Source organism: Ruoffia halotolerans, assembly GCF_014049385.1.
Classification (GTDB): Bacteria; Bacillota; Bacilli; order Lactobacillales; family Aerococcaceae; genus Ruoffia; species Ruoffia halotolerans.
The window spans coordinates 57628-81026 of sequence record NZ_JACAOA010000003.1 but is presented as its reverse complement, the minus strand read 5'-3'; the positions used below and the strand labels follow the sequence as shown (position 1 = coordinate 81026).

Below are 23399 nucleotides of genomic sequence, written 5' to 3'. Positions count from 1 at the left end.
TTTAGAAAATAATCGTGCGTGAATCGTGCTAAAATAGAAAAAATAGAGGTATATAGATGGATAAAGAAAAATTATTAGAGTTAACCGAGGGAAAGAACGTTGAACTAAAAAAAGCAAAAAATAATGTTCCAGACTCATTCTGGGATACTTATTCTGCTTTCGCCAATACTGATGGTGGTCTTGTGGTATTTGGAGTGGATGAGAAAAATAATGAAGTGACTGGAGTAGATGATCCTTATAAACTAAGAGATGATTTGTTTAACTTGCTTAATAACACTCAAAAAGTTAGCGCAAATATTATTGAAGATGAAGATGTTCGAATTATAAATCTAGAGGATGGCACAAATGTCATTTTCGTTCATATCCCAGAAGCACCATATAATTTAAAACCAATTTATCTAAAGAATAACCCCCGGTTAGCATATGAGCGATTGGGTGAAGGCGATAGAAAGCTCTCAACAGAAAAATACAAAGCACTGGTAGTAGGCTCTCATGAAGTAACAGATAATGAGTTACTTAAAAATTATGATATAGGAGATTTAAATGAGGATGATTTAGAAGTTTATAAAAAATTGCTTTTTGATCAAACTAAAAATGAAAAATATCTTGAAATGAGTCATGAAGCAATGTTAATTGAAATTGGAGCTTTACGGAAAGATAGACAAGGCGATGGAAAATATTATATCACTACAGGGGGCCTGTTGTTTTTCGGTAAATTTCATGCGATAACTGATAGATACCCTGGTTTTCAACTTGATTATTTTGAAAAAGAGTCTTCTTTAGTGACAGACTGGGTTGATCGAATCTCTACAGGAGATGCAGCCTTCCCTGAATTAAATGTTTTTAGCTTTCTGAGATTGGCTATAGACAAATTAAAATTATCAATAAAGGATGAGTTTGTGCTGGATGAAAGCACGAAAATGCGATTGCCGTTCAAATCGGATTTGCTGACATCGGTGAGGGAGGCTCTGGTCAATTCATTAATGCATGCTTATTACGATTCCGATACTCCAATTAGAATTAATGCTTATCCGGATTATTATGAATTTATAAATCCCGGAAAGATGAGAATAACTGTTGATGAATTCATTCATGGAGGAAACTCGAATATTAGAAACCATACCATGTCATCTATCATGCGCAGGATTGGAATTTCAGAAAAAGCAGGTAGTGGAGGTCCGCGTATTTTTGATGTTGCATCGAAATATAGATTAAAATTACCAGAAGTAATTAGAGAACAAAATCGAACAGTAGTAAGAATTTGGAAAGTCGATTTGGAAAAAACCTTTGAAACATACCCTGAAGAGCAGCAGAGAATACTGTATTATTTAGTCGAACACCAATCAATTAGTAGAAGTGAGGCTAATGAAAAATTGTCAATGGAAAATCATATGTTTAGAACTACCATTAACGATTTGTTAGAAAAAAATATGATTGATGTTATAGGTAAAGGTCGTTCAACAAGATATGTTTTTAAATTATCATCCCCTGAACAATCTTATGGTATGAAAAGATTATTAAGATTAATAGAAGATAATATAGTGCGCCGAGATTCTGAATAAGTGTTAACCAAACCAAACTCTCACAGCACCTAAATTAATCTATACCTGTACTCGAACGCACTCGGCTGGAAGAGTATGATGAGGCTTTGACGAATCGGTTGGTCAAGGAAGTTGTTATCAATGATAAATGTATTGAAATTGGTCTTTCCAGTATGGAAATAATTAGGATAGAAAAATAACAAAGCGGGAGTATAAATAATTAATTTAAAGGAGGCAAGATATGTCTTTATAGGATTTTATGAATCTAGTTAATAACATAGTTTTTTGGTAAAATGGTTTTAGAATTTATTCAGATTGGAGTGAAAACTTTTGAGTAATTTAAGTATAGCTGTAGTAAAAGCAAACTTCTCATAAAATAAACTATAGAAAGGGCTTATAATGAAAAGACAACAAATTAAATACACACAAAATTTTATTACTGCTAAAGAAGACATTGAAGGCATATTATCCTTAACTAATATCTCACAGAATGATTTATTATATGAGATAGGATCTGGTAAAGGACATTTTACAAAAGAATTATGCAAAATTTGTAAGGAAGTAACTGCCATTGAAATTGATACAAAGATGTGTGAGGCAACTAGAAAAAGAGTTGGAAATCAAAATAATCTTAACATTATTAATGAGAATGTTTTGTCCTATAATTTCCCTCATGACAAGGATTATAAAATATTTGGAAATATACCTTACAACATCAGTACCGATCTTGTAAAAAAGATTGCTTACGAAACCTCGGCAAGCGACAGTTTTTTAATTGTAGAAGAAGGCTTTGCAAAAAGATTATTAGATATGAATCGAGCTTTGGCATTAATCCTTAGAAAAGATTTAGAAATATCAATCGTAAAAAATATTCCGAGAACAATATTTCATCCTAGACCTAGTGTTGACTCTTCACTAATTAGAATGAAAAGACTCAATAATTATATGACATCAAGAGATAGACAAATCTATGAGGATTTTGTGTATAGCTGGGTGAATAAAGATTATCGAAAATTATTTACTAAAAACCAAATTCGAAGAGTTAAACAAAATGTAAAGATTAATGATTTTAGTCAGGTCACATTGGAACAATTTGATAGTATATTTGAGAGTTATCAATTGTTTAATTAAATTTATAGATTATGATTCTTAAGTTTTATTCCTAATGTTGGCTAGACTATTGATATGTAGACAAACATAAATTCAGGCGGATTGCACAATGAGCAATTTTTAAGACATATTGATGAAAAGAGTGATGTATATTTGAAAAGCTCTACTAATACTAATATGAGCTGGATATAATCTTTTTGAAAGATTGATTGAAGAATTAGTTAAACATTAATCTTAACGAAAAATAGGAGAGACATGGAGCTATGCAGTGATTATGCATAGCCTTTGTCCCTCTTTAGTATTATTTTAAAGAAAATTTGTGTCATGTGTCGTATATAAATATTTACTTTGAAGGCACTTTTCAATAAAATTTGAGTGATAACAAGAAAACTTTGTGCAGATGACTTACCAGAAGAAGTAATTTCTTGTAAGGTTCTGTCTAGTCGATATGGAGGAGAAAAAGCATGAATTTAACAACAGAAAGAATGACCTTGAGAACTTTTAAATCACAAGATTTAAGAGATCTATTAGATTTTTATCAAGATGAAGAGGTTTGTAAATACTTGTTACATGAGCCATGGGATGATAGTACTTCTACTGAGTTATTAAATGAGAAAATAAATAATAATGAGCTTTCTGAAGCGAAATTGTTGAACATAGCTTGTGTGTTAGAGGAGAAAGTTATCGGGGATATTTCTGTTTGGTACACCGATATGAAAGAAACGGTAGAAATTGGCTATGTTTTTAATCCTAAGTATTCTGGACGTGGATATGCAAGTGAAGCGGTAACGAGAGTGATTGGCTATTTATTTTCAGAACATAATGTTCATCGTATCCAGGCGGTGCTAGATGCAAGAAATTTTGCCTCAGCGAAATTATGTCAAAGAGTAGGTATGCGACAAGAGGCACACTTTATCCAAGATTATTGGAGTAAAGGCGAATGGACGGATAGTTACGTCTATGCAATTTTGGCATCTGAGCATGTAATCTAATTACCATCCAAACCACACTTCCAACATACTATTATCAATTAATACGTTAACCACCACACATGTTGAGTGTATAGTATTGATGGAAAAGGTGCAGACAAGAATAGCTTAATATCAACGTTTTCAGGATGCTTGAGTAGATATGTATCTGATATTTAGTACAGCAAAATTAAAATGTAGCTTGATTTTGTATTTTGGGCTGTGAAGTGATGAATTCGTCTGTGGGAACAGGTCGAATATTATCTTAATAATCTTTAAACTAGTTCGTAACGTTTATTTATAAGTTAAGGAAGTTTTTATATTTATATGGAGGGTAAAATGGCAGAGTCATATTATACGTTATTTAATGAGTTTCTAAAAATATGTAAACAACTCAATTCTATCAACATTACTCCTACATTAATGGGTTCCCTTGGATTGCAATATCTCACAGATGAAAATTGGATCCCATCAGACATTGACATCCATGTTGAAGGAGATCCAAGGGGTTGGGAGGCACCAGATGAGGATAGGATTTATAATTGGGACGCAATACTTACCCTTATGTTAAATTTAGGCTATGAATTAGTTGATATTCATGAACATGAATTCCATAACAAAGGCATAAGTGTTGAATATGGAGCAGTTAATACTTTACCTGAGTTTGCAAAGGTTGAACTCAATGATTTAAGCTTGATAGAAGAGTCTGGAGTGAAGTTTTATTTACCTACATTAAGACAATATCTTAATATTTATCAGGCATCTTCAAAAGATTCATATCGCAATGATAATAACAATTTCAAGGATTTTCGTAAAATGGATATTTAATAAAGCAATTAAAAATAGATGGAGAGAGTGTAAGTTAATCAATAACGCTAATAATCATGAGGGGATTATCAGCCGCGAACAGTTTCAAGCTGTCCAAGAAGAAAAAGCCAGACGAAGCAATGTCGTCCAGCAAGGCAATGAAGTGAAACGGGCTGGGAAGAAATATAGTTCTATGACAGACTCTAATTAAAGGAAAGGGTCACTTTTTGATCATTATCGGGAAGACTAACGTGAATATTACATAGGTAGCAAGCTGGCAAGATACCATCTTCATGCAGCAACTTGAATTGCTGGTCAATATGATTTTGAATGTGATTCGTGATTTCTTTTATATCTAGATCAGTCTGGTGACTAATTGGGAAAATGTTTTCAGGTTGTGCTTCAAATTGCTCCTCCCCGTTATAGGCACAGAAAGATTCATAAGCTATACAAGCTACGTTAGGTGAATGATTGTATTTGAGAAAAAATCGTATTTGAAATCATGGACATGCTTAAACAATGGGTGCTCGTTATGCAAAAAAATCTGAACAATAAACGATGTTTGTTTTAAAGTTATCATGGCTATCTCCTCCTTGTCAGTATGAGATATTAACTCTACTTGGAGATGATAGCCAGTGATTAGCCTACTTATCTATCGACTTATTTTAGATTCAGTATAAGTGTTGATACAATAGCGTTTTCTAGGATAAGAAATAGACTAAAAATTGCATGTTGAGTGTGTAGTATTGATGGGAAAAGTTAAATAGGAATGGCTTTATAGAAGGGTTACTAAGCACTATGGAGGTGTTTGGAAACTCCTTTTTTCTTAAAAGATGATTTTATGAAGCGTTAAAATTTTTGCTGAAAATGGAGGAGGGTGTATGGGAGAACAGGTCTACTGAATTAACCTTGTTTTGATTTTCTTTTTGAGAAACATTTTTGTGATGCGATAGTAAAGGGTTTAGTTAGACTACTTTAATCTTTAGTTGACAGAAAGGTTGATTCGATTCCTTTAATTTGGTGTATATAAATATATATATATTGATAATTTCGTGAAGTCAAAAATATATTTTAAAACTTAAAAATTACTCGTTAATTGCTTTGTATTTTACCTCAGTGTAAGTGAAGCTAAACAAAAGGCACACGATAGCATCATAATGATCCTTGATCATACTTTCTTTAAAACATGGATAATCATTAATACTAGAATTACCAGTGCAGCAAAGGCAGGTTCTACCTATATGTCCACCCTTTTTCACTTCTTGCGTACAAACTAAAAAAATTAAATCATGTTCATCTGGATTTCCAGATTGGCTCCTACGAAGTCTCAAGTGGGGGATAACTTGTAATTCATTCAGTCACGGCAAAAACTCCTCTAAACTTATATTCTTTTCTGGCAACAATCCAACAACTCCTAGTTATTCTTTCAATTAAAAAAGCACAACGAGAATCGTCATGCCTAATAACTGGGTTAGACTCATCTGTCTCTTTCGAGTTGGATTTAGCACCTTGCCGACGGTAGGTTGCTGAAACTTCATCGGGCCAATTCCCTCTGCTTACTCTGGATAAGTTGTGGCTTTAAATTGTATAATTATATTAATATAATGTTTTAAAGAGAGGAAATCGTAATGGATAAAAAAGAATATTTAGTAAGAACATTCTCACGCACTAAAAGAAAAGACTATGAGAACTACATTTTGAATGCTGTTTGGCAACAAATGAATTATCCTCTTGTTCGACCTGTTACCCAACAGTATGTAAAAAGTGGAAAAAATGAGTATTATTTGATGGATTTATACTTTCCACAGCTTAATGTGGGGGTAGAGGTTGATGAGACTTATCATAATAATAACAAAGAACAGGATATAATTAGAACGCTTGATATATCAAGCAAGTTAGCCGCTGTACCACAGACAGGTGATTTCAAGATATTTAGAATTGATGCGACTTTAAGTGCAGTAGAGTTACACCATCGAATTAAAGAAGTAGCAGATGAAATTAGTCAATTAGCAAATAGCATGAAGATTCATTCATGGGACACCGATGTCTCTATTAAATTACAGATCCAAGATAATGGGTATATTTCAATTGATGATTATTATCAATTTGACAGAATAGTAGATTTTGCCAACGATGTATTTCTAAAAAAATATCGTGGCTACCAACAAGCAGCGTTTCCTATTATCGTGGATGGTAGTCATTATAGTGCTTGGAGTCCAGTAATTTCTACTAATGAGATGGTTGAGCATACAGCATGGCATAATACTTTAAATGATGATTGGACTGAAATAAAAGAGGTTAACACAAGAAATGACGATAAGTTAATTACTGTTAATGAAAATGAAATTCGATGTGTTTTTGCAAAGATGCGTAATCCATTTGGTCAAATGAAATATAGGTATATTGGTAATTTTCAGTTTGTGAGTCACACTGAAGACTATATAGAGCGAACATATAGAAAAATAGGTAATCATATTTATATCGATTACGAAAGAGGGATAGTATCATTTGATCCTATCAATACTGATGCTTAAATAGGATTAGACTCTTAACTAAATTTACAGTAAAACACCACAGTCTACATTAAATTTTACATCAATATATTAATAACCACACACGTGGAGACGGTAGTACTTTTATCCAGAATAAAAGGAAACAAATCGATTCAGGTAGATATCGACTTAAATGAAGTGGATTTGACGAAAGCAGAGAGTAAAGCGACATACCTACAGATACAGGATTATGTAGAAAAAAATTATGATTTAAAGGTAAGCTCACTATATACTGCATAAGTTAAAAGAAAACAAGGTATCATGAAAGCAGAGAATTATAACAAAGGAGCCAATATAGAAGTAAAAATCGAAATCCAATACATTGGTGAATTTATTCTTTCAAAAAAGACTTAACATGATTAGCATGGTGAGCACCAGAGGATAATCCACTCTTGTATAAAGACTCAAGCTTCGTTTTATCCTTTTCAATTTTTTCAATTTTGACTGGACGATCAGGTTGAATCAGATACACTTTTCCGTTTTCCTTTTCTCTATGAACAGTTTTTAGACTATTATTATAGTTAAAGTGACGGTTCTTAAGTGTTGACAGAAAACTAGGATAATTGCGATATTTCAAGCGTAGTAATCTTTCTACTGATTTTGACAACGACTTTTTTGTAAAACTACGATCTTGAGTAAGAATCACAACGATTTTTTCAAATCCTAAGTCCAAAACATGTTGAATCGGTATTGAATCAGCGATACCACCATCTAAGTAAGAAACATTGTCTATATTGATTTCTTTAGAGATTAGCGGCAGACTACCTGAAGCTTTTGTGATATCTATCATTTCTTGCTTATTATCATTAATAAGAAAATACTCTGCTTTACCAGTTTCACAATTTGTGACGACCACTTCAAAATCAGCTGAGCGATTTCCAAAAGTATTATAATCAAAAGGGGTTTCATCGCTATTTCCAAGATATTCAAATAAAAAATCAAAGTTAATTACACCATCTGATTGAAAATAGTTTGTTAATCCGATATATCTTTTGTCGTTATTGTATTTAGTGTTGATATAAGCAACCCTACCTTTTTGTTTTGACAAGTAGTTTATAGCAACGAGTGCTCCTGCAGAAACTCCGATTACATAATCAAAGGAGATCTCGTTCTCTAAAAAAACATCTAATACTCCTGCAGAGAACATTGTTCTAAATGAACCACCTTCTAAAATTAACGCTGTTTTTTTCATATATTATCCCTCCAAATGTGAGCTAAAAACTTTTTGTATCGCCAAAGTTACACATGTATATCATAATACGAGTGTATATTAAATGCAATTTATCTAAGGAGAGTGACGAATTTTATGACCATAGATCGTCGTATATTAAAAACAAAGGAAGCAAAAAGAAAAGCTTTAATAAATCTTCTAGACAACAATGAGATAGAAAATATTTCTGTTACTGAGATTGCACAAGAGGCAGATATTACACGAAAAACTTTTTACACCTACTATGATAGTTATGAAAAATTAATTGATGAATTGGAGAATGATCTAATTGAAATGTTCGAAAAACCAATTAATAAAATGGAATTTAGTGAAAGTACATTTAACCCGCAATTGATTTTTGAAACTTTAACGGATTTAGTGAGAGAAAATCTAGAATTTTATCAACATTTTATGTTATGGTAGGTAATAATCATAATTTTCTTGCGAAAATAGCAAAAAAACTTAAGGAAATAATCAAGAGGAATAAAACCATGTTTGCTGATTTGGACGAGATTGATAAAGATATGATCATTGACTATACAATAGCTGGGATTATAGCTGTATATCAAACTTGGTTTAGAAACAATCAGAACGTGTCTATTGATGAGATTTCAGTTAAGCTTTCTGAACTTTCTGCAAATGGATTCAATTATTTCATTAAAGGCGTATGTGAGAAGAGAAAAGAGGTAAGATGATGTCAGAATTTATTTTAAGTTGTTGTTCGACTGCAGACTTAACAGAAAAGCACTTCAACAGTCGTGGTATAAATTATGTTTGTTTTCATTTTATGGTAGATGGAAAAGAATATAAAGATGATCTTGGTAAGTCGATTTCATATGACGATTTTTATAAAGCAATGAGTAATGGGGCTGAGACGAAAACATCACAAGTAAATGTAGGAGAGTTTGTAGATTACTTTTCTTCGTTTCTGAAAGAAGGGAAGGATATTTTACACGTATCACTGTCTTCAGGATTATCTGGAGTATATAATTCAGCGTGTGCAGCAAAGCAACTATTGGAAGCGGAATATCCGGATCGAAAAATATACATCGTTGACTCCCTTGCGGCATCGTCTGGTTATGGTTTATTGATGGATAAACTGGCAGATCTAAGGGACGACGGATACACACTTGAACAGTTGTATGACTGGGTAGAGAATAACAAACTGAATCTACATCATTGGTTTTTTTCGACTGATTTATCTTTTTATGTTAAAGGAGGAAGAATCTCAAAGACATCTGGATTTATTGGAACAACATTTAAAATCTGTCCATTGTTAAATATGGATGAAAATGGAAAATTAACTCCTCAACAAAAAGTAAGAGGTAAGAGACGTGTAATTAGTTTAATTGTAGATAAAATGAAAAATCATGCTATTAAAGATCTTGAATATTCTGATAAATGTTATATATCTCATTCTGCTTTTAATACTGAAGCTCAAGAAGTCGCGAGATTAATCGAGGAATCATTTCCCAACTTGAAGAACAAGATTGAAATAAATAATGTTGGAACTACAATAGGTTCACATACCGGTCCAGGAACTGTGGCACTCTTCTTCTGGGGAGACTCAAGAAAAAATAGATGAAACCTTTAAACTTCCCACTTCACATATTATTTTGCATCAATAGCTAGGCTACAACACATGTTGAGGCGGTAATACTACTTGTGAAAGAGCGTTAGCGACAGAAGAAGTAGATGTTCCACCCATACACGGACTTCCCAAGAAGACAAGCCGATAGGCGCAGTCTGATTGGTAGAAGTCGTCTGCTGAGTGTATAGTATTGATGCAAAAGGTATCTCCCTAGAACCTTGATACAATAAGATTATTAATTAAAACAGCCTCACGGTATGCTAATATTAAAAGGAGTAAACTTAGTTTTAAGATTAAGTGACTCCTTTTTATTATGCAAACAGGGGTATGTCTGTGGGAACTAATCAATAAGTGCAAGAGTGTTAGGTTGGATAGGGAAATTATCAAACTTATGAAGAAAGTAGTCAACACGTGAGTACAGGTACACTTACCATTACTTATAGAGCTTTTATATAAGCTTGAAATCACAGCCTACATTGATAGTTTTGAACATGTAGGCGTATGTTTGTTTTATGTTTCTTGTGTGACTTTAGCAGTTATGATGGTGTCGGTAATCGTCGTTTTTCTAGTTGAATTTCTTTTAATCTGATGAATTGTAAAATTAAGTGCGACAAATAAAGAAACCCATAACAGGTTCGTGTAAAATGTTAGTAACGACAAAAACATAAACACGGAGGTCTGTTATGAGCTACACACATCTTACCATAGAGGAACGTTCAAAAATAGAAATACTCTATCAAGAAGGTTATAAAATTAATCGCATTGCCAATTAATCGGGCGCCATCGGTCAACGATTTATAGAGAACTTAAACGATGCCCTTCAGATCAATACCAAGCTCAGGATACCCATGAAGGTGCCAATCAACGTGCACGTCTTAAGGGTAGAAATCCTAAGTACACGGTCTAGCTACTTAAAGACATTCAAGATAAATTAGAACGTACATGGTCACCTGAACAAATTGTTGGACGAGACTATCAGGGAAAACTTTCCTTTAAATCCATCTATAACTGGATTTACCAAGATATCTTAAAGGTGCCCCTAACTGTCTTAAGACACAAAGGGAAAAGTCGAGAGCCTCAAGAAACGCGAGGAAAGTTTAATATCGGCACTCCCATCTCAAAACGCCCCAAATCTGTGAAGAATCGAAAAGAGTTCGGGCATTGGGAACTCGACACAGTTGTTTCTTCTCGAGGCAAGAGTAAAGGTTGTTTTGCGAGCTTTGCAGAACGAAAAAGCCGTATATATATTGCTTTACCTATGCCAAATCGCTCTAAAGTTTCCATGCATACTGCGATTGAAGAACTGAGAGAAAGCTTACAAAAAGAGGCTTTAAAGACCTTCACCTCAGATCGCGGGAAAGAATTTGCTTGTTACGCTGAGGTCGAAGCAGCAGGGATTGATTTTTACTTTGCCGATGCTTATAGCGCTTGGCAAAGAGGAACCAATGAGAACTCTAACGGTTTACTACGTGAGTTCTTTCCTAAGAAAACAGACCTCGCTAAAGTGACGCACCGAGAACTCTTCCAAGCCTTGTGGTTAATGAATAATCGACCTAGGAAATGTCTAGATTACCGAACACCCTTGGAAGTATTTTTACACGAACTCTTATTAATTGAGTAAATAAAAAATTGTCGCAATAATTATTGCAATTCAACATCTAATAAAAAGACTCAGTATGTAAGCTTTTCGCTGACTTACTGAGTCTTTTACTTTATTTAAAAATAGTGACTAAAGCTTGAATAGCTTGATCAATTTCATCAAGCTCTAGCCCACCATAACCTAAAATATAACTTTGGTCGAACTGGTTCTTTAATTTAGCGTAGTGGTTGACCGGTTGTAAGCGGATCTTATTTTCAGCTAGCCTAGTTTGAATCACGTCAGCCGGTGGAATCTCACCCTCAATGTTAATAATAAAGAAAAGTCCAGCCCCTGCTTCCTTAATGGTTAGGGGGAGTTGGGATTGGTTAAGCGCTGCTAGAACCGCTTTTTCCTTACGACGGTAATTAGTCCGAAGGCTATTAATATATTTAGGAAAATGGGCAGAATTGAGAAAATCGGTCATTAAATATTGCTCAAAGCTGGAAATATCACTGGTTTTTAATTTAGCTTGATGGAATTTTTTCATTAATTGATCGGGTAAAACTAAATAAGACATCTTAAAAATTGACCCCATACTTTGACGAAAGGCCCCTAATAAAATGACTCGCTCTTGGTCGTCCAGACTAGTCAAAGCAGGAACTGGACGGCCCTTAAGGCGGAACTCATTATAGTAGTCATTTTCAATAATATAACGGTTTTCTGCCTGATATGCCCATTTTAATAAACGCTGACGTCGACGCATCCCCATGATAATGCCAGTGGGAAACTGATGGTTGGGAGTAGTAATCACGATGTTAGCTGAGGTAGTCTCCAAATCTTTAACTGAGAAACCATATTTATCAATCGGAATACGAATAGTCTTTTGCTGATAGTCTGTAAAGAGATCTAAATTTTTATAATAGCCAGGATCTTCTAAGGCATAAATCGCATCTTCTAATAAGGCAAATAGAGTCTGTAAGCTAGCCGTATGACCACCTGTAATGATGATATTATCAGCTGAAGTCATCACTCCCCGGTATTTACGTAAATAATTAGCAATAGCCAAGCGTAAAGAGAGAGCACCCAAGTCATCTTTTAAATTACAATTAACCACGCTTCTTGCTAGAGCTTCGGGTGCATATTGCAATAATTGTTTGGGATTTAAAGTAGACATATCACGGTTGGCAAAGTGAAAATCATTAGTATATTGGCTGGCTTCACTTATTTTAGAATGCTCATGTTTTAATGACTTTGTCTCAATTTCCTCAGAGGGCAACATATCAATTTCTAGTAAATCCACATAATAACCAGATCTTTCCCTCGGCACTATATAGCCTTCATCTGTCAGTTGGTCATATGCGTTAATGACCGTATTAAGGCTGACTTTTAAATGATCTGCCAAGGCCCGCCGTGAGGGTAGTTGGTCACCACTTTTTAAATGTCCTTGGGCAATTTGCCGGATGACTTCATCGACTATTTGTAAGTAGAGGTGTTGGTCTTCGTTAAAGTTCACCGTAATCATACTTTTCCTCCTCTCGTGTTATCCATTATACAATAAAAAACTATTTGGACCCATAAAAATATCCATTTTTGCATCTTAAGAAACATCCAAAAGACTGTTAAAGTGGAGACAATATTTATAAAGGAGCAATCAAAATGAAACGATCAATTGAAGAAGTACATGAACAATTAGCTGGTGGTGTAATCATGGACGTTGTAAATGTGGGACAAGCTAAAATTGCTGAAGCGGCTGGTGCCGTAGCGATCATGGCTTTAGAAAGAGTTCCTGCAGACATTCGAGCTGCTGGTGGTGTTAGTCGGATGAGTGACCCTCAGATGATAAAAGAAATTCAAGCAGCAGTTTCTATACCAGTCATGGCGAAAGTAAGAATTGGTCACTTTGTCGAAGCTCAAATCTTAGAAAGTTTACAAATTGACTATATTGATGAGTCAGAAGTCTTATCAGTAGCTGATCATGTTTATCATATTGATAAACAACCATTTGAAACTCCTTTCGTTTGTGGCGCTAGAGATTTAGGTGAAGCTTTACGCCGTATTCAAGAAGGGGCTAAAATGATTCGTACTAAAGGTGAAGCAGGAACGGGGGATGTCAGTCAAGCGGTTACCCACTTAAGAAAAATCCATGAACAAATCCGCTATGTGGCTTCGTTACAAGATGATGAGCTCTTTAACCAAGCTAAGGAATTAGGCGTCTCTTATGATTTATTAAAGCGAGTACATGATACTGGTAAATTACCTGTGTTGAACTTTTCAGCTGGCGGGGTGGCAACACCTGCTGATGCAGCTTTAATGGTGCAATTAGGTGCTGAAGGCGTTTTTGTTGGTTCAGGTATTTTCAAATCAGGTAATCCAGAAAAACGTGCCAAAGCCATAGTTGAAGCAGTAGCCAATTACAAAGATGCTGCCAAATTAGTCGAAATCTCAACTGATTTAGGCGAAGCGATGGTAGGTATTAATGAAGACGAAATTAAAGTCATCATGTCTAACCGTTAATCATTAAAAACAAGGGCTTCAAAAGTCAGTGGGCTTGGTCTACTGACTTTTTTTATTTTGTCCTAGGCTGTCTGGGAGCTCCTCTTCCGTGGGGAGTTATCGATGAGTTACTTAACACCACGTCAAGGGAGGAAATTGTAAACGACGAAGAGTATTGGTTTATAAAAGAAGAATACTTAAAAGCATTAGGTGGCATGTATGCTCGTTTAAGATTAGTGGCTCAAGTTGATTCAGAAGAGTTAACATTAGTAAACAAGTATCAGTGAAGTTCTATAGCACGTTAAAAGTGTATTCAATATTATGGATGTAAGTGTTTTGTCTGTGGCTTCGAATTCGAAAAGGTATATGGCGAACACGATAAAAACTTTATTCGTGTTCACCATCTAATACCAATGAACTAAATTGGAAAAGTCCATGTCAATGATATGATGGATTTAAGGAGGCAATAAGCCCTGAAACTTACGATCAATTAATCAATTTGATTACTAATTCTTCATATACAGATTTGGACTATAAAGCAATACGGTAGTAAAAAAGAGACCCTACTAGTGACCGTTATGGCTAGCTAGTAGGGTCTTTTGATTTTTTTATAAAGAATGGTGTATTGAACGATATGAAATTATTGAAGTAATTCTTTAAAGGCATCCACAAGCGGTGTTAGGGGTTTGCCTAATACCTTTTCAAAGTCGTCTGATTGTACATCTAATACACCATTTTTGATGTCTCCTTGAATCGCTAGGAAGAAGCCTGCTACTGGTTCTGGTAATTGATTGTCAGTTAAATTTTTAACGAATGCTTCGTCGTTAGTTTTTAGAGGGGCAATTTCTTTACCTGTTGCTTCTGCTAGTGCTTTAGTTAAAGTTGCGTAGTCTACTGGTTTACCAGATAGTTCTAGGATTTCAGGGAACGTCTTTTCACCAGCTAAAATGATCGCAGCTGCTTCAGCATATTCGCGACGTAATGCCCAACCAGCTTTACCATTTTCAGCGGTGTATAATAGTTTGCCACTGTTTAAAGCTACACCTACTAGCGGAAGTTCATTTTCCAAGTACCAGTTATTTCTTAAAATTGTAAATGGAATGCCGGATGCTTTGATGGCTTTTTCGGTATAACGGTGGTCAGTTGCTAGGTCGGCAGAAGATTGGTCTGCATGGGCAAAGCTTGTATAGGTGATAAAGCTAACACCAGCTTCTTTGGCTGCATTAATCGCATTTTGATGTTCTTCTTGACGAGTGCCGGGTGCTGATGAAACTAGTAATAAGCGGTCAATACCTGTGAAGGCAGCTTTTAAAGATGCTTTATCTAAGTAATTACCGATGTGTACTGTATAGCCAGCTTCAGCAAGTGGCGTAGCTTTTTCTTTACTACGCGCTAAGATGTGGATATCTGATACGGGAACGAATGTTTTTAATTTGTCTAATGCGAGGCCACCAAAGGCACCTGTTGCGCCAGTTACTAAATATTTCATGAATAAACACTCCTTTTTCATTAACCTGTAATAATTAAAGTTACAGGTTAATGATAGTGAATGTGCTATAATAAGTCAAGAGAAAAGAGGTGGGATATTCATATGAAATATTCAGTAAAATTTAGTAATGCTATTCATATTCTAGTTTATATCGAGATGCTTCAAGGCACAGACTTATCTAGTGAGGTCATTGCCAAAAGTGTGAATGCTAATCCCGTTTCTGTTAGACGCATTATGAGTAGCCTTAAAAAGGCTGGCCTGATCACCAGTCAATCAGGAAAAGCCAATCCGAAATTAAGTAGAGAACCCGAAAATATTTCGTTTTACGATATCTATCAAGCAATTGATGAAGCGCAACAACTATTTCGTGTGGATGAGAAGACAGCACCTGCCTGTATCGTAGGAGGTAATATCCAAGGTGTATTAGCCGAAAAATATGATCGATTGCAACGTAGCATTGAATTGGAGATGCAGCAAATCAACTTAGCGGATATTATCCATACCGTCTCTCAAAGTGCCAATCAATCTGAATCAAACGACGAAGAAACTAAGCAAATACTTCAACGATTTTTATAAAAATAAGCTAAGTCGATAATACTTGGGGGCGCGCTATGTCATCCAGTAAAGAATATTTAGATTATATTTTAGAACAACTAGGGAACTTATAATATATTACTCATCGAGCCATGATGGGAGAGTATATTATGTATTATGCAGGAAAAATTGTAGGTGATACTTATTAAAAAGGAAATTTTTTTTGGTTATCGGGCTACGGCAATTGACCTGGTGATACTTTATTTGTAAATATTTGATTGGATTGGCAAGATGTGCTGATAGTAGGTAGGAGTGCTTTAGGGAGTGTGGGAATTGAAAAACCATTAGTGGTTTATCCGGTTTGAGTGACACTTAGCTAACTAACTGAAGAAGAACCAGTTGAAGGTGGCATTAAACCTGAAACAATCCGTTTATCTTTAGACTCGAAGGTGTCAGTAATATCATGACAGATCTAGACAAAGTATCAGCAGTAATTTAATGCGTAAGTAAAAGTTGCGGAGAGATTACCTGTAAGCAAAAATTCAGTTTTGGAACGAATAAGAGAAGATAGCAATGCAAGGCTAGATGAAGCTGCCTTTGAAGAAAGAGTCATTGGGATTGAAAAGGCAACTGCGGCTCTGAAGGAAGCCAAAGTTGAAGATGAGAAAATCATTTACCTTTTGCAAAAATATTGGGATTTACGCCTTAGCGAGGCAAAGGAATTTTTGCAGCAAGAAAGATACACTGAAGAGAAGTAAAGGATTCTTGTAGGTAAACATCTCAAAGATAAATTCCATTTAAGCTGAAAGTACATTCAGTTTAACTATACAAATTTAGTGGATATGTTCCTGCCTACCGATAGTGAAAAAAACGCCGTGGATATGTTTCCGAGAACGGGCAACTTCGAATGACATCAATTCTATCCTCTCGAGCCATGTGGAGACAGTGACACTACTTGAGAAGAAACGTTAGTTTCGCAGATGTAAATCTCCCACCCATGCACGGATTCCCCAAGAAGACAAGCAGAATGAGCAAGCTGAGTGGGTGACACATTGTATGTTTAATGGTATAATTCCTGAGGGAACAAAGCGACTTCATAAACGTTGGTTTAGAAAGCTTATGAGTCATGTGAAAAAAATATGAAAGTTGGATGTTTTATATGAAGCAATTTATTAAACATTCTCCCTTGGCTTTTGCCAAGTTGATGTGTTTGTGTGAAAACCACCAATTCTAATAAACATATTGAAAGGGGAAGCTTATGGAAATAATTATATCTTCAATGTTAGTTTTTATCTCTACGTCCATCGATTTTTTGGTTGTTTTAACGATTCTTTTCTCTACAATGAATACTGGTAAACTACGATCAATTTATATTGGCCAATATATTGGAACGGGGTTGCTCGTTGGCTTTAGTCTCATTGCAGCGTACTTCCTGAACTTTATTCCACAAGATTGGGTGATCGGGTTACTTGGTTTACTTCCTTTGATTCTAGGGATTCGGGCTATCTTCATCGATGAAGATGTAGATGAAAAGGACTTGGAAGAAAAGATGTCGCATAGACAGTCAGAAGTTGCGAGTGTGGTTGCTCTGACCATTGCCCTTGGCGGAGATAATTTGGGAATTTATATTCCTTACTTTACTGGAATGTCCTTCCAGGAAGTCATGGTTGTGATCCTTGTTTTTATCATTGGGATTTTTATCTTATGTTATTTATCCAAACGACTGGCTTCGGTTCCTATGATTGGTGAAGTAGTTGAGCGTTACGAAAAAGTCATCGTACCAGTCGTTTTCATCGGCTTGGGTATTTTTATTCTGTTAGAGAATGGTACGATTCAACATCTTTGGTCACTGATTGCATAGAATTTTAAGCAGCTTCACGGATAGTAGAATATACCATTAAAGTATTTAAGGTTGAACTTAGATACATATAACACAACCGAAATATTAAAGAGGCACAGAACGATGCAATATCATTTGCATCGTTTTGTGTCTCACTTTTATGTATATTTTTAACAATTATGGATCGCAACTTTCTTTTTCTCTAAATGGGCAATAAGTAAGCTGATATTTTATTAATAGGTTATTCTTGAATGACTGAGTTAATCATGGATATAATTTGAGAGATAATAAGAAATATAGCGTATACAAAAACATTTAAGAAGAATTTTGGTAATATATGTAGGAAGAGAAAAAGGGAGGCATGATTTATGCAACATTCATATAAATATATAATATTAGGTGGCGGGATGGCTGGTGCCAATGCCGCAATGGAAATTCGTAAGTATGACCGTGAAGGGACATTGTTGATAGTCACACAAGAAACTGACAAACCCTACTATCGACCTCCATTAAGTAAAGAATTTTGGACAGAGCCAGACTATCCAAAAGAAACGATATATTATAATATTTCGGATGATGAATCGATTGATATCTTAACAGGGACAACTGTTAAGCAAATTAATGCCGATCAACAAACGATTGAGAATGAGAGTGGAGAAATCTATCAATACGAAAAGTTGCTTTATGCACTGGGTGGCGCTCCAAAGTGGATTGATGGGCTGGAGAGTGAGCGTGTCCTAGCTTTAAGAAACTTAGAAGATTACCGAAACCTCCGAAAATTCGCCAAACCTGGGAGCAAAGTCATTATCGTTGGAGGAGGCTGGGTTGGAGCAGAACTTGCAGCAGGTCTAAAGCTGAATGATATGGATGTGACGCTTGTTTTTTCAAATGAAATATTAAATGAAAAACGACTACCACGAATGCTTGCTGAAAAGTTTCATCAGCGCTTTGTTGATATTGGCGTTTCCTTGATAAACAATGCCTATGCTGATAGTTACAAAGTAGAGGACGATCAAGTAAGTCTAAAACTAGAGAATGGCGCTGTATTGAAAGCGGATATTCTTGTTTTAGGAATTGGATTAAATCCAAATGTTGAATTAGCAGAAGCAGCTGGCTTAGAAGTGGGTAATGGTGTTATTGCTGACAAGTATTTGCAAACTTCCAACAAACATATCTATGCAGCAGGAGATGTGTTGAATTATCCAGATGTAATCATAGGACGTAATCGTTTTGAACATGAAGAGCAAGCGGAGTATTCTGGGAAAGTAGCGGGACGAAACATGTCGGGCGCTGAAGAAGTTTATAATCATGGTGCGCCACTCTCTTATACGGATGTCTTAGATATTTCTATTGAAGGTGTTGGTGAAATGAGTCGAAACCGTGATGATGCGATTATTGAAGAAGTTGCCGGTGGTTATATTGTTTATTATCTTTTTAAAGGTAAACCAACAGGTATTTTAACATATAATGTGAAAGTTGATATGGATAAAGCCCGTGAAATTCTTGTTAACCCACCGAAAACATTAGATAAGCTAACGAGGATGTTGAAGCCTATTTGAATCATTTACTGTTTAGCTATATTAGTGTAGATTGAAAAAAACAGGCGGTAAAACTGAAATAATACAATAAAGAGAGTCACAACACTATGCAAATAAGGCATGGTCTGTGACTCTCTTCATTTTGTGCTTTATAAAATTACTAGTTAATTGCTTTGTATGTCAAGTCAGTATATGTGAAGTTAAACAAAAGAGTCAAGAGAGTATCATAATCATTCGAACTCATACTGTCTTTAAAGCTTTCATAGTCATTAATACTAGCAGACCCGATGCAACAAAGACATGTTCGACCTATGTGTGCACCTTTTTTTGAGCCTTTCGTACAAACTAGAAAAATCAAATCATGTTCATCTAGATCCCCAGATTGGCTCCGACGAAATCTAAATTGAGGCATAACTTGTAACTCATTCAATCCCTTCATGAACTCCTCAAAACTAATATTCTTTTCTGGTAACAAGACAACCACTCCTAGTTATTTATTCAATTTAAAAAAGCACAACGAGATTCGTCGTGCCAAATAACTGGGTTAGACTCATCTTCCTCTTTCGAGTTGGATTTAGCACCTTGCCAATGGTAGGTTGCTGAAGCGTCATCGGGCCAATTCCCTCTGCTTACTCTGGATAAGTTGTGATTTCAAATTGTATATTAGATTCTAACATAAAACATCCGGATAAACAAGAAGTGTAGGATGTATCACTAGCTTGGAAAAGCTAATTGCAATAGATAATATGGTAGTCTTTGTAAATTATTATTTAATGCAGAGTCTTCATAAGCATAAAACTTGTGTAGGATATGATTAAAACTAGTTAATAACTGATATTGTATAAAAATAAAGGAGAAAAAATAGTTTTACAATGCATACATGCTCAACATTTCCTGCCTATGCACAGATTTCAAAGGGAACTCAAGCAAAAATATACAGGTTGATTTATTGAACACGGCTGTTGAAGGAATGATTTTATTGACAAAGCCAATGTAAAATAATCAGTATTATTAGACTATTACTAACTCCCATTGATGTAACAGAAAATATGGAATTACCAGAGTAGTTAAGATGAAAGAAAATGATAATAATCGTAGACGGAACAATGGAATTTTGATGGGTTTATTAATCGGAATCGTATTTGGGGTAACTTGGTTAATACTACCAAGATTACTGAGTCATTATATTATTCATAAAACGTTGAAATGAGATCCATTATCTGTCCTTCAAATTGAGTGGTGTCAATGTCAACTTTATCCTAATGTTCTTTTACTAATTTATCTAGAACTTGGGTGCAGTCATTTAATATCCGAGTGCACCCATCGGTCAAGCGAATTTGATTATGGCGGTTATTCGCTGGATTCACGTATATATCTAGCAGGCCATGTTCGCTTAGTTTAGTCATTTGCTTACTGATGGCTGCGTCACTCATATTCACTCGATGAGCTAATTCTCGTAGAAAACTGTCAAATTGCTTCTCAAACACTTGTAATGAGTGGTCTGCAATTTTAGTTACTAAGATAAATAATTTATAAGAAATAGGTAAATTATCCAATGCAGCCAGCTTCCAGCTACGCTGATGTTTTGGCAGGATTAAATAATTTTCTGTATAAATAACTACCTACTAACGCGATGATTGAGAGTACAAGCCAGATGACTGCGATCTCCAAAAAAACAAATTTAATCACAGCTAATGTTGAATCGGTGAATACTAACCAGTCGGAAAAAGAGACTGGATTAGCAGTCAGAAAGAATGAAACGATATTCTCTAATACATCAAATAGTCCAACGAGTGGCAGAGCAAAGGCAAACCACTTACCATATCGATTGAAACATGATCCGCCTTTATGGAGATTACTGACGAAAGTTCAGACAGTATAATCCATAAATATAACCATTAAGATGTAGACACAGTCAAATAAATGAGTGTTCAAGCACATATTTTTTGCTGATTTTAAATAAAACCTTTTCGACAAAGCGTTTTTTTCTGTTTTTATTTAACTGAATGGGGTATATATATATAAGGTAAAACCCCAACGAAGCGCGTTATAATAGCGATTATGGCTATATTATACGTGTTTATAGGTAAAGTTTATCACTTAATATGAATATTTAATCCATAATATAGTTTAAATTATTCTAGAGAAGTGGTATTATCATAACGTTAGAAATAATTATATTTTGGGAGGATTTTTTGAATGTCAGGAAGAAAAATTAAAATCGGCTTGGCCGTATTGAAAGTATTAGAAGGATGGGGCGTTGATACCATCTATGGTATTCCATCAGGAACATTAAGCTCATTAATGGACGCGATGGGAGACGAAGAGAACAACATTAAGTTCTTACAAGTTAAACACGAAGAAGTTGGAGCTATGGCTGCAGTGATGCAGCGGAAATTCGGTGGAAAATTAGGTGTAACTGTTGGATCTGGTGGACCAGGTGCATCGCATTTAATTAACGGTCTTTACGATGCGGCTATGGATAATATTCCAGTTGTAGCGATTTTAGGATCTCGTCCTCAAAGAGAATTAAATTTGGATGCCTTCCAAGAATTAAATCAAAATCCAATGTATGATCATATTGCTGTATTTAACAAACGTGTGGCTTATGCAGAGCAATTACCTAAATTAATTGACGAAGCTGCAAGAACTGCAATTTCTAAACGTGGAGTAGCTGTATTAGAAGTTCCAGCTAACTTTGGTTTTGAAGAAATCGCTGAAGACGCATTCTATTCTTCAGGATCAAGCTACCGTCACCACGTTCCATCAGCAATCAACGATAAAGATATTGATGAAGCAGTTGCATTATTAAACAAATCTAAACGTCCTGTAATCTATGCAGGTATTGGTACTATGGGACACGGACCAGCTGTTCAAGAATTAGCTCGTAAAATCAAAGCACCAGTAATTACAACTGGTAAAAACTTTGAAACATTCGAATATGACTTCGAAGCTTTAGCTGGATCAACTTACCGTGTTGGTTGGAAACCTGCGAACGAAACAATCTTAGAAGCAGATACAGTATTATTTGTTGGATCAAACTTCCCATTCGCAGAAGTTGAAGGAACATTCAGAAACGTTGAAAACTTCATCCAAATCGATATCGATCCAACTATGTTAGGTAAACGTCATAAAGCTGATGTAGCTATCCTTGGTGATGCTGGTGAAGCTGTGAACGCGATCTTAGATAAAGTAGATGCTGTTGAAGAATCTGCATGGTGGAACGCTAACCTTAAAAATATCGAAAACTGGCGTCAATATATCAACAAATTAGAAACCAAAGAAGAAGGACCTCTTCAATTCTATCAAGTATATAACGCTATTAATAAACACGCTGACGAAGATGCTATTTACTCAATTGATGTTGGTAACTCAACTCAAACATCTATCCGTCACCTAAACTTAACTCCTAAGAATATGTGGCGTACGTCTCCATTATTCGCAACAATGGGGATTGCAATTCCAGGTGGTATCGGTGCGAAAAATACTTATCCAGATCGTCAAGTTTGGAACATCATCGGTGACGGTGCGTTCTCAATGACTTATCCAGATGTAGTAACAAACGTTCGTTATAACATGCCAGTTATTAACGTAGTATTTGCTAACACTGAATATGCCTTCATTAAAAACAAATATGAAGATACTAACAAAAATATCTTCGGTGTTGACTTTACTGATGTTGACTACGCTAAGATTGCTGAAGCTCAAGGAGCTGTTGGTCTAACAGTTTCACGTATCGAAGATATGGACAGCGTTATGAAAGAAGCAGTAGAACAAAACAAACAAGGCCGTACAGTTGTCATTGATTGTAAAATTACTCAAGACCGTCCAATCCCAGTAGAAACTTTAAAACTGGACTCTAAACTATTCAGTGCTGAAGAAATCCAAGCATACAAAGAAAGATATGAAGCTGAAGAATTAGTACCTTTAAGAGAGTTTCTTGAAGCTGAAGGCTTAGAATCTAAATACATTAAATAATTAAACATTTATCGCTTTCCAAAAGTAGAGTCCAACTCGCTTTTGGAAGGCGTTTTTTGTTGGGAATTTTTATAAAATTCAAAAATGCTCTACTCGAGTCAAATGAAGTTGTCATTCGTCTTTAGTTTGCTTAACTCAAGCCAAATGGAATTGTCATTTGGCCTTAGTT

Annotated in this window: 20 protein-coding genes, 2 pseudogenes and 2 riboswitches; of the genes and pseudogenes, 18 read left to right on the top strand and 4 right to left on the bottom strand. The window is 35.2% G+C overall.

The window, feature by feature from the left end; translation table 11 throughout:
- Window positions 1-56: 56 nt before the first annotated feature.
- The 6 genes from HW423_RS01830 (at window position 57) to HW423_RS01810 (ending at window position 6960) form a co-directional block, all read left to right on the top strand.
- The gene (locus HW423_RS01830) at window positions 57-1562 is read left to right on the top strand and encodes an RNA-binding domain-containing protein (protein WP_006702272.1); all 1506 of its coding nucleotides are present in this window, start codon (window positions 57-59) and stop codon (window positions 1560-1562) included.
- 378 nt (window positions 1563-1940) lie between these two features.
- Entirely contained in the window at window positions 1941-2672 is a 732-nt protein-coding gene (gene erm, locus HW423_RS01825) for a 23S ribosomal RNA methyltransferase Erm (RefSeq protein ID WP_218930248.1), read from the top strand.
- Between the two features lie 443 nt (window positions 2673-3115).
- The gene (locus HW423_RS01820; RefSeq protein WP_006702270.1) at window positions 3116-3643 is read left to right on the top strand and encodes a GNAT family N-acetyltransferase; all 528 of its coding nucleotides are present in this window, start codon (window positions 3116-3118) and stop codon (window positions 3641-3643) included.
- 315 nt (window positions 3644-3958) lie between these two features.
- Window positions 3959-4447: a phosphoribosylanthranilate isomerase gene (locus tag HW423_RS01815; RefSeq protein WP_218930247.1), complete on the top strand. Its 489-nt coding sequence runs from the start codon at window positions 3959-3961 to the stop codon at window positions 4445-4447.
- Window positions 4404-4637: a recombinase family protein gene (locus tag HW423_RS11505; RefSeq protein WP_408014878.1), complete on the top strand. Its 234-nt coding sequence runs from the start codon at window positions 4404-4406 to the stop codon at window positions 4635-4637. Before HW423_RS01815 ends, HW423_RS11505 begins: the two co-directional genes overlap by 44 nt.
- Window positions 4638-5900: 1263 nt before the next feature.
- Window positions 5901-5998: riboswitch (SAM riboswitch) on the bottom strand.
- 56 nt (window positions 5999-6054) lie between these two features.
- On the top strand, window positions 6055-6960 hold the full coding sequence (locus HW423_RS01810) for an AbaSI family restriction endonuclease (RefSeq protein ID WP_218930246.1): 906 nt from the start codon (window positions 6055-6057) through the stop codon (window positions 6958-6960).
- 349 nt (window positions 6961-7309) lie between these two features.
- Here the strand turns inward: HW423_RS01810 and HW423_RS01805 are convergent, their stop codons facing one another.
- Window positions 7310-8170: a patatin-like phospholipase family protein gene (locus HW423_RS01805; RefSeq protein WP_218930245.1), complete on the bottom strand. Its 861-nt coding sequence runs from the start codon at window positions 8168-8170 to the stop codon at window positions 7310-7312.
- Between the two features lie 114 nt (window positions 8171-8284).
- On the opposite strand from HW423_RS01805, the gene HW423_RS01800 reads away from it, so the two are divergent.
- The 4 genes and pseudogenes from HW423_RS01800 (at window position 8285) to HW423_RS01785 (ending at window position 11400) form a co-directional block, all read left to right on the top strand.
- The gene (locus HW423_RS01800) at window positions 8285-8611 is read left to right on the top strand and encodes a TetR/AcrR family transcriptional regulator (RefSeq protein WP_218930244.1); all 327 of its coding nucleotides are present in this window, start codon (window positions 8285-8287) and stop codon (window positions 8609-8611) included.
- Entirely contained in the window at window positions 8605-8883 is a 279-nt protein-coding gene (locus HW423_RS01795; protein ID WP_159431711.1) for a TetR-like C-terminal domain-containing protein, read from the top strand. The genes HW423_RS01800 and HW423_RS01795 overlap by 7 nt, the downstream gene beginning before the upstream one ends.
- Window positions 8883-9773, top strand: a complete 891-nt coding sequence (locus HW423_RS01790) for a DegV family protein (RefSeq protein WP_235956219.1) — start codon at window positions 8883-8885, stop codon at window positions 9771-9773. Before HW423_RS01795 ends, HW423_RS01790 begins: the two co-directional genes overlap by 1 nt.
- 689 nt (window positions 9774-10462) lie before the next feature.
- A pseudogene (locus HW423_RS01785) lies at window positions 10463-11400 on the top strand (IS30 family transposase).
- 91 nt (window positions 11401-11491) lie between these two features.
- On the opposite strand, the gene pdxR reads toward HW423_RS01785, so the two are convergent.
- Window positions 11492-12880: a MocR-like pyridoxine biosynthesis transcription factor PdxR gene (gene pdxR, locus HW423_RS01780; protein ID WP_218930242.1), complete on the bottom strand. Its 1389-nt coding sequence runs from the start codon at window positions 12878-12880 to the stop codon at window positions 11492-11494.
- 134 nt (window positions 12881-13014) lie between these two features.
- On the opposite strand from pdxR, the gene pdxS reads away from it, so the two are divergent.
- Window positions 13015-13872, top strand: coding sequence for a pyridoxal 5'-phosphate synthase lyase subunit PdxS (gene pdxS, locus HW423_RS01775; RefSeq protein WP_218930241.1), 858 nt, complete (start codon window positions 13015-13017; stop codon window positions 13870-13872).
- A gap of 619 nt (window positions 13873-14491) precedes the next feature.
- Here pdxS and HW423_RS01770 read toward each other — a convergent pair.
- Complete coding sequence (locus tag HW423_RS01770; RefSeq protein ID WP_218930240.1) at window positions 14492-15340, bottom strand: SDR family oxidoreductase; 849 nt, start codon at window positions 15338-15340, stop codon at window positions 14492-14494.
- A gap of 102 nt (window positions 15341-15442) precedes the next feature.
- Here HW423_RS01770 and HW423_RS01765 point away from each other — a divergent pair, with 102 nt between their 5' ends.
- The 5 genes and pseudogenes from HW423_RS01765 (at window position 15443) to HW423_RS01750 (ending at window position 19273) form a co-directional block, all read left to right on the top strand.
- Window positions 15443-15916 carry an Rrf2 family transcriptional regulator gene (locus HW423_RS01765; protein WP_218930239.1) on the top strand — a complete coding sequence of 158 codons (474 nt, stop codon included), beginning with the start codon at window positions 15443-15445 and terminating at the stop codon, window positions 15914-15916.
- Between the two features lie 35 nt (window positions 15917-15951).
- Window positions 15952-16080: pseudogene (locus HW423_RS11055) on the top strand (TfoX/Sxy family protein); the annotation flags it as partial.
- A 342-nt stretch (window positions 16081-16422) separates the two neighbouring features.
- A complete protein-coding gene (locus HW423_RS01760) occupies window positions 16423-16632 on the top strand; it encodes a cell division protein MraZ (RefSeq protein WP_218930238.1) in 210 nt (69 codons plus the stop codon).
- A gap of 500 nt (window positions 16633-17132) precedes the next feature.
- Entirely contained in the window at window positions 17133-17735 is a 603-nt protein-coding gene (locus tag HW423_RS01755; RefSeq protein WP_218930237.1) for a CadD family cadmium resistance transporter, read from the top strand.
- A gap of 347 nt (window positions 17736-18082) precedes the next feature.
- A complete protein-coding gene (locus tag HW423_RS01750) occupies window positions 18083-19273 on the top strand; it encodes an NAD(P)/FAD-dependent oxidoreductase (RefSeq protein WP_218930236.1) in 1191 nt (396 codons plus the stop codon).
- Between the two features lie 526 nt (window positions 19274-19799).
- Window positions 19800-19897: riboswitch (SAM riboswitch) on the bottom strand.
- 614 nt (window positions 19898-20511) lie between these two features.
- Here the strand turns inward: HW423_RS01750 and HW423_RS01745 are convergent.
- Window positions 20512-20808: a MarR family winged helix-turn-helix transcriptional regulator gene (locus HW423_RS01745; protein WP_218930235.1), complete on the bottom strand. Its 297-nt coding sequence runs from the start codon at window positions 20806-20808 to the stop codon at window positions 20512-20514.
- 98 nt (window positions 20809-20906) lie between these two features.
- On the opposite strand from HW423_RS01745, the gene HW423_RS01740 reads away from it, so the two are divergent.
- Together HW423_RS01740 and spxB are read left to right on the top strand one after the other, a co-directional pair.
- Window positions 20907-21134: a hypothetical protein gene (locus tag HW423_RS01740; RefSeq protein ID WP_218930234.1), complete on the top strand. Its 228-nt coding sequence runs from the start codon at window positions 20907-20909 to the stop codon at window positions 21132-21134.
- Window positions 21135-21451: 317 nt separating this feature from the next.
- A complete protein-coding gene (spxB, locus tag HW423_RS01735) occupies window positions 21452-23230 on the top strand; it encodes a pyruvate oxidase (RefSeq protein ID WP_218930233.1) in 1779 nt (592 codons plus the stop codon).
- Window positions 23231-23399 lie beyond the last annotated feature (169 nt).

What these genes read in the sequence shown, in the direction of transcription:
- HW423_RS01755 (WP_218930237.1), top strand. Translation starts at nt 17,133, where the DNA reads ATGGAAATAATTATATCTTCAATGTTAGTTTTTATCTCTACGTCCATC.
- HW423_RS01790 (WP_235956219.1), top strand. Translation starts at nt 8,883, where the DNA reads ATGTCAGAATTTATTTTAAGTTGTTGTTCGACTGCAGACTTAACAGAA.
- pdxR (WP_218930242.1), bottom strand. Translation starts at nt 12,880, where the DNA reads ATGATTACGGTGAACTTTAACGAAGACCAACACCTCTACTTACAAATA.
- HW423_RS11505 (WP_408014878.1), top strand. Translation starts at nt 4,404, where the DNA reads ATGATAATAACAATTTCAAGGATTTTCGTAAAATGGATATTTAATAAA.
- HW423_RS01810 (WP_218930246.1), top strand. Translation starts at nt 6,055, where the DNA reads ATGGATAAAAAAGAATATTTAGTAAGAACATTCTCACGCACTAAAAGA.
- HW423_RS01750 (WP_218930236.1), top strand. Translation starts at nt 18,083, where the DNA reads ATGCAACATTCATATAAATATATAATATTAGGTGGCGGGATGGCTGGT.
- spxB (WP_218930233.1), top strand. Translation starts at nt 21,452, where the DNA reads ATGTCAGGAAGAAAAATTAAAATCGGCTTGGCCGTATTGAAAGTATTA.
- HW423_RS01740 (WP_218930234.1), top strand. Translation starts at nt 20,907, where the DNA reads ATGACTGCGATCTCCAAAAAAACAAATTTAATCACAGCTAATGTTGAA.
- erm (WP_218930248.1), top strand. Translation starts at nt 1,941, where the DNA reads ATGAAAAGACAACAAATTAAATACACACAAAATTTTATTACTGCTAAA.
- HW423_RS01800 (WP_218930244.1), top strand. Translation starts at nt 8,285, where the DNA reads ATGACCATAGATCGTCGTATATTAAAAACAAAGGAAGCAAAAAGAAAA.
- pdxS (WP_218930241.1), top strand. Translation starts at nt 13,015, where the DNA reads ATGAAACGATCAATTGAAGAAGTACATGAACAATTAGCTGGTGGTGTA.
- HW423_RS01830 (WP_006702272.1), top strand. Translation starts at nt 57, where the DNA reads ATGGATAAAGAAAAATTATTAGAGTTAACCGAGGGAAAGAACGTTGAA.
- HW423_RS01795 (WP_159431711.1), top strand. Translation starts at nt 8,605, where the DNA reads ATGGTAGGTAATAATCATAATTTTCTTGCGAAAATAGCAAAAAAACTT.
- HW423_RS01765 (WP_218930239.1), top strand. Translation starts at nt 15,443, where the DNA reads ATGAAATATTCAGTAAAATTTAGTAATGCTATTCATATTCTAGTTTAT.
- HW423_RS01815 (WP_218930247.1), top strand. Translation starts at nt 3,959, where the DNA reads ATGGCAGAGTCATATTATACGTTATTTAATGAGTTTCTAAAAATATGT.
- HW423_RS01820 (WP_006702270.1), top strand. Translation starts at nt 3,116, where the DNA reads ATGAATTTAACAACAGAAAGAATGACCTTGAGAACTTTTAAATCACAA.
- HW423_RS01805 (WP_218930245.1), bottom strand. Translation starts at nt 8,170, where the DNA reads ATGAAAAAAACAGCGTTAATTTTAGAAGGTGGTTCATTTAGAACAATG.
- HW423_RS01770 (WP_218930240.1), bottom strand. Translation starts at nt 15,340, where the DNA reads ATGAAATATTTAGTAACTGGCGCAACAGGTGCCTTTGGTGGCCTCGCA.